Origin of the sequence: Burkholderia sp. 22313, assembly GCF_052045245.1 — a bacterium.
Lineage (GTDB): Bacteria > Pseudomonadota > Gammaproteobacteria > Burkholderiales > Burkholderiaceae > Burkholderia.
Map to the genome: position 1 here is coordinate 23,877 of NZ_JBQEON010000059.1, position 6,467 is coordinate 30,343.

At 69.5% G+C, this 6,467-nt stretch carries 5 protein-coding genes and 1 pseudogene; all 6 read left to right on the forward strand.

The genetic code is table 11. The features are described 5' to 3' along the window. Positions 1-612 (forward strand): HutD/Ves family protein, encoded by a 612-nt coding sequence (locus ACTJKF_RS30635; RefSeq protein WP_440628818.1) that lies wholly within the window; start codon positions 1-3, stop codon positions 610-612. A 4-nt stretch (positions 613-616) separates the two neighbouring features. Continuing rightward, on the forward strand, positions 617-1,840 hold the full coding sequence (hutI, locus tag ACTJKF_RS30640) for an imidazolonepropionase (protein ID WP_440628820.1): 1,224 nt from the start codon (positions 617-619) through the stop codon (positions 1,838-1,840). Between the two features lie 149 nt (positions 1,841-1,989). Further along, on the forward strand, positions 1,990-3,366 hold the full coding sequence (locus ACTJKF_RS30645; RefSeq protein ID WP_440628822.1) for a formimidoylglutamate deiminase: 1,377 nt from the start codon (positions 1,990-1,992) through the stop codon (positions 3,364-3,366). Positions 3,367-3,425: 59 nt separating this feature from the next. Then, positions 3,426-4,223, forward strand: coding sequence for an N-formylglutamate deformylase (hutG, locus tag ACTJKF_RS30650; protein WP_440628824.1), 798 nt, complete (start codon positions 3,426-3,428; stop codon positions 4,221-4,223). Between the two features lie 727 nt (positions 4,224-4,950). After that, positions 4,951-5,763, forward strand: coding sequence for a gamma-glutamyl-gamma-aminobutyrate hydrolase family protein (locus ACTJKF_RS30655; protein ID WP_440628825.1), 813 nt, complete (start codon positions 4,951-4,953; stop codon positions 5,761-5,763). A gap of 12 nt (positions 5,764-5,775) precedes the next feature. Beyond that, positions 5,776-6,467 (forward strand): annotated as a pseudogene (locus ACTJKF_RS30660) (glutamine synthetase); the annotation flags it as partial.

The window sequence follows — 6,467 nt, forward strand, 5'->3', positions numbered from 1 at the left end:
ATGACGGCGCTCGACCAGGCGCCGGTGCACGCAACGATGATCCGCGCCGCGGATCTCGTTGCGTCGCCGTGGAAGAACGGCGGCGGCGTGACGCGCGAAATCGGCGCCTTTCCGCCGGGCGCCGCGCTCGATGCGTTCGCATGGCGCGTGAGCGTCGCGGACGTCGGCGCGGCCGGCCCGTTCTCGCGTTTCAACGGGATCGACCGCACGCTCGTGCTGCTGTCCGGCGCGGGCATGACGCTCGCGGAAGCGGGCGGTGCGAAGCACGTGCTCGACGCGCCGCTCGCGCGTGCGGATTTCGCCGGCGAAACGGCGATCGACGCGACGCTGCACGATGGCGCGACGCGCGACTTCAACCTGATGACGCGCCGTTCGGCCGCGCGCGGGGCGGTCGGCGTGTGGCCCGAAGGTACGCACCGCGTCGAGTGCGCCGATACCGTGCTGCTGTTCTGCGCGACGGGCGCGGTCGGCGTCGAGATCGACGGCGCGCACTACGCACTGCAGGAAATGGACACGCTGCGGCTCGACGGGCCGCCGCGTGCGTTTGACGTCGTCGTGAGCGGAGGCGGCGCGCTGCTCGCCGTGTCGCTCGCCGTCGGCGCACGAGACTGAACGCATGAAACCGATTGTCTGGCATCACCTGAGGCTGTGTCCGCACGGCCACCCCGACGAAACGATCGACGATGCGGCCATTGCCGTCGATGAAACCGGCACGATCGTGTGGCTCGGTGCGTTGTCCGCGCTGCCGCACGGTTATGCGCACTGGCAGCGGCAAGACCTGCACGGCGCGTGGGTGACGCCGGGCCTCGTCGACTGCCATACGCACCTCGTGTACGGCGGCACGCGTGCCGACGAGTTCGCGCAGCGCCTGGCCGGCGTCAGCTACGAGGAGATCGCGCGGCAGGGCGGCGGGATCGTGTCGACGGTGCGCGCGACGCGCGCGGCCGACGAGACGACGCTGTTCGTACAGGCGGCCGCGCGTCTGCAGCCGCTGCTCGCCGACGGCGTGACCGCGATCGAGATCAAGTCGGGCTACGGGCTCGACCTCGCGAGCGAGCGCAAGATGCTGCGCGTCGCGCGCCAGCTCGGCGAGCGCTTCCCGGTCACCGTCTACACCACGTTCCTCGGCGCGCACGCGCTGCCGCCCGAATATGCGGGCCGCGCGGACGCATACATCGACGAAGTGTGCGAACGGATGCTGCCGGCGCTCGCCGACGAAGGCCTCGTCGACGCGGTCGACGTGTTCTGCGAACGCATCGGCTTCTCGCTCGCGCAGACGGAGCGGGTGTTCGAGGCCGCGACGCGGCGCGGCCTGCCGGTGAAGCTGCACGCGGAGCAGTTGTCGAACGCGGGCGGTACCGCGCTTGCCGCGCGATATCGTGCGCTGTCGGCCGATCATCTCGAATTTCTCGACGAAGCCGGCATCGAGGCGATGAAGGCGGCCGGTACGGTCGCCGTGCTGTTGCCCGGCGCGTACTACTTCATTCGCGAAACGCAATTGCCGCCGATCGAGCTGCTGCGCAAGCACGGCGTGCCGATCGCGCTCGCGACTGATCACAACCCGGGCACGTCGCCGCTCGAATCGCTGCTGTTGACGCTCAACATGGGCTGCACGCTGTTCCGGATGACGGTGCCGGAGGTGCTGCAGGGCGTGACGCGTCATGCGGCCGCGGCACTCGGCCGCGCCGATCGTCACGGTGCGCTCGAGATCGGTCGCCAGGCCGATTTCGCGGTCTGGTCGGTCGGCTCGCTGTCGGAGCTCGCCTACTGGATCGGCCGGCCGCTGTGCGAGCAGGTCGTGCGCGGCGGTGCGACGGTGTTTCGCCGGATGAACGGCTAGATTTGCGTGGGACCGGACCGGGCGCTGAAGCGGCGGGTTCGGTCGATCGCCACGGGGTGGGACCGGACGCCGACGCGCCAACCCCCACCGACCGAGGCATGGAACCGGACGACGCGCTCAAGCGTCAGGCCGGTCGACAAGGACTCACGATGACCGACTCTATGTTGTTCGCGGACCATGCCTACCTGCCGGATGGCTGGCACCGCAACGTGCTGCTGCGCTGGGACGCGGCCGGCATGCTGACCGACGTGACGCCCGATACCGACGCGCCGGCAGGCGTCGCGCGCGCGGCCGGGCCGGTGCTGCCCGGCATGCCGAACCTGCATTCGCACGCGTTCCAGCGCGCGATGGCGGGGCTCACCGAATACCGCGCGAATCCCGCCGACAGCTTCTGGAGCTGGCGCGACCTGATGTATCGCTTCGCGCTGAAGATCACGCCCGACGCGCTCGCGGCGATCGCGCGCTGGCTGTACGTCGAGATGCTCAAGTGCGGCTACACGTCGGTGTGCGAATTCCACTACGTGCATCACACGCAGGACGGCTCGCGCTATCCGCAGATCGCGGAGCTCGGCACGCGCGTGATCGACGCGGCGCGTTCGGCCGGCATCGGCATCACGATGCTGCCCGTGTCATACCAGTTCGCCGGCTTCGGCGACAAGCCGCCGCGCGACGACCAGCGCCGTTTCATCAACACGCCGGACGGCCTGCTCGAACTGCTCGACGCGATGCGCCGCGCCGCGCCCGAGCATGGCGGGCTGCGCTACGGCGTCGCGCCGCACTCGCTGCGCGCGGTGTCCGAAAGCGGGCTGCGCGTGTTGCTCGAAGGCCTGCCCGACGACGCGCCGGTGCACATCCATATCGCCGAGCAGACGGCCGAAGTCGACGATTGCGTGCGCGCCTATGGCGCGCGCCCGGTGCAATGGCTGCTCGATCGCTTCGACGTCGATGCGCGCTGGTGCCTCGTGCATGCGACGCACGTCGATGCGGCCGAAACGGCGGCGCTCGCGAAGCGTCGCGCGGTGGCGGGTCTGTGCCTGACCACTGAAGCGAACCTCGGCGACGGTGTGTTCCCGGCCGTCGACTATCTCGCGCAGGGCGGCGTGATCGGTGTCGGCTCGGACAGCCATGCATCGGTCGACTGGCGCTCGGAGCTGCGCCTGCTCGAATACGGGCAGCGGCTCGTGCATCGCGCGCGCAACGTGCTGGCGAGCGACACGCAGGCGCATGTCGCCGATCGGCTGTTCGACGCATCGCTCGCGGGCGGCGCGCAGGCGAGCGGGCGGCGCATCGGCGCGCTGCGCGAAGGCTGCCGCGCCGACTGGCTCGTGCTCGATCCCGATCATCCGGCGATCGCGGAACACGACAGCGCGTCCTGGCTGTCGGGCGCGGTGTTCGCCGAGCACGGCGACACGCCGGTGCTCGACGTCTACACCGGCGGCGAGTGCGTCGTGAGCGGCCGCCGCCATCGCGACGAAGCGCTCGCGTATGCCGACTACCGCGCCGCGCTGGCGCAACTGCTGCGCTGAGCGCGCGGCCCCGGCGAACGCGGCCCGCGTGCGCCGGCAGACTTTTACGGTGATGCGACATGACTGAACAACCGGCTGTATTCACGCTGAAGCAGGGCACGCTGCCGCTGCTGATCTCGATTCCGCACGCGGGCACCTACATCCCCGACGACATCGCCGCGACGATGACGCCCGATGCGCGCTTCGTCGACGATTGCGACTGGCACCTCGAGCGGCTGTACGGGTTCGCGGCGCAACTCGGCGCGTCGATCCTCGTGCCGTCGCATGCGCGCTATGTCGTCGACCTGAATCGTCCGCCCGACAACGAGAACCTGTATCCGGGGCAGGACACGACCGGTCTCGTACCGGTCGACACGTTCGACAAGGCGCCGCTGTATCCGGCGAACGCGCTGCCCGGCAACGACGAGATCATGCGTCGCCGCGACCGCTACTGGCGCCCGTATCACGACGCGCTGCAAGGCGAGGTCGCGCGGCTGAAGCGCGAGCACGGCCGCGTGCTCGTGTGGGAAGCGCATTCGATCCGCTCGCACGTGCCGCGCTTCTTCGACGGCCGCCTGCCGGACTTCAACTTCGGCACGTCGAGCGGCGCGAGCGCCACGCCCGGCCTCGCCGAGGCACTGGCCGCCTGCGTGAGCGCGCACGGCGGGTATACGGCCGTCGCGAACGGGCGTTTCAAGGGCGGCTACATCACGCGTCACTACGGCGTGCCCGCGACCGGCGTCGAAGCCGTGCAGCTCGAGCTGTCGCAGATCACCTACATGGAAGAGACGCGTCCGTACGCGTACGACGAAGCGCGCGCCGCGCGGATCGTGCCGCTGCTGCAGACGCTCGTCGAAACCGCGCTCGCACATCGCTGATCCGTCGGCACGCCGTGTGCGGCGGCGCGGCGGGATATCGCGCCAGCACCCGCCAACGCGTGACGTGCCCGCCGACGCAGCGCACAAAAACGGCATCGACCCGGCCGGTCGATGCCGTTTTTTTTCGTCTGATCGATGTCGGGGCCGATACCTGAAAATTTGACGCAATTTTTAGGTGATATAAGCTGAATGTCAGGAAGTCGTCACGCGCGCACCGGCCGCGACGGCGCCGATCAGCGCCGCACCGCGCCGGAATCCGCTGCGAGACAGCTTGCCGACGTGTCGCCGCGCGGCCTTGCCGCCTCCGCTTCATCGCGACACGTGTCCTGTCTTCGTCAGTCAGTCGAGTACGATCGTGAAAGCCGCCAGCCCTTCGATACGCCGGACCCGAAGTCCGTCGGCGGGCGCGCCGCCTCAGGCCGGGCCGATCCGGCATGCTGATCGCGGCACGCGCGCCGCCCTCATACGCGAGCCTCGTTTTTTCGCTGTGTCCCATCGCGGCCTGCGCCGCTTCAATCTCGTGACCGCGCATGTGTTCAGCGCGGTGCAGTGCGACGGCAGCGCTTCATTGTTGCCCTAGCGTCCGTTCCCGCATTTGCATCGAGTCGCACCGCCTGTTGCCGCACCGTGCGCGCGGCACGATCACGCGTGGGCGCGTGCCGCGCCGCCGCGGGTTGCCATCGTGTGGCGCGTCCGTCCGCGTCGCGCGCCTGTCGAGGAGACGATCATGCGACCGCGCCCGCTCGTAGCCGTGACCGCCGACCGCATCCTGCGCGGTGCCCATCCGAACCACACGGCGGGGGAGAAGTATCTCGTCGCGCTGGTCGACGGCGCCGGCGCGCTGGCGTTCGTGCTGCCCGCGCTCGGTGCGCGGCAGCCGGCCGACGCGATCGTCGCGTCGATTGACGGACTGCTGCTGACCGGCAGCTATTCGAACGTCGAGCCGCATCACTACGGCGGCCCGGCGAGCACGCCCGACACGCTGCACGACCCCGCGCGCGATGCGACCACGCTGCCGCTGATTCGCGCGGCGATCGATGCGGGCGTGCCCGTGCTCGCGATCTGCCGCGGCATGCAGGAACTGAACGTCGCGTATGGCGGCACGCTGCATCAGCGGCTGCATGCGAGCCGCGGCTTCCACGCTCATCGCGAGCGCGACGGCGATCCGCTCGAGCGCCAGTACGGCCCCGCGCATCGCGTGCAGTTCGTGCCCGGCGGCCTGCTGCAACGGGTCGCGCGGGGCGCGCACGATGCGATGGTCAATTCGCTGCACGACCAGGGCATCGCGCGGCTCGGCGCGGGACTCGCGGTCGAGGCCAGCGCGCCCGACGGGCTGATCGAGGCCGTGAGCGTGCGGGGCGCGCGCGCGTTCGCACTCGGCGTGCAGTGGCATCCGGAATGGCGCTTCGCGGAACAGCCGCTGTCGCGCGACCTCTTCGCGGCATTCGGAGCGGCGTGCCGCGCACGGATGACGCACCGCCTTCATGCGGCCGGCGACACCATGCCGTCGCCGGCCGCATCCGACATCGACATCGACTGAACGAGGCCGATCATGCAACCCGAACTGAGTGAATTCCTGCGTCAACACCGCATCACCGAAGTCGAGGCGATCATTCCCGACATGGCCGGCATCGCGCGCGGCAAGATCATTCCGCGCAACAAATTCGAATCCGGGGAATCGATGCGCCTGCCGCAGGCCGTGATGGTGCAGACCGTCACCGGCGACTATCCGGAAGACGGCACGCTGACCGGCGTGACCGATCCCGACATGGTGTGCGTGCCCGACCCGTCGACCATCTGCCTGATTCCGTGGGCCGTCGATCCCACCGCGCAGGTGATCCACGATTGCGTGCACTTCGACGGCTCGCCGGTCGAGATCTCGCCGCGCTACGTGCTGCGCCGCGTGCTCGACCTGTACAAGGCAAAGGGCTGGAAGCCGGTCGTCGCGCCGGAGCTCGAGTTCTACCTGGTCGACATGAACAAGGACCCGGACCTGCCGCTGCGTCCGCCGGTCGGCCGCACGGGCCGCCCCGAAACGGGCCGCCAGTCGTATTCGATCGAGGCGGTCAACGAGTTCGATCCGCTGTTCGAGGACATCTACGAGTACTGCGACGCGCAGAACCTCGACATCGACACGCTGATCCATGAAGTCGGCGCCGCGCAGATGGAAATCAACTTCATGCACGGCGACGCGCTGTCGCTGGCCGACCAGGTGTTCCTGTTCAAGCGCACGGTGCGCGAGGC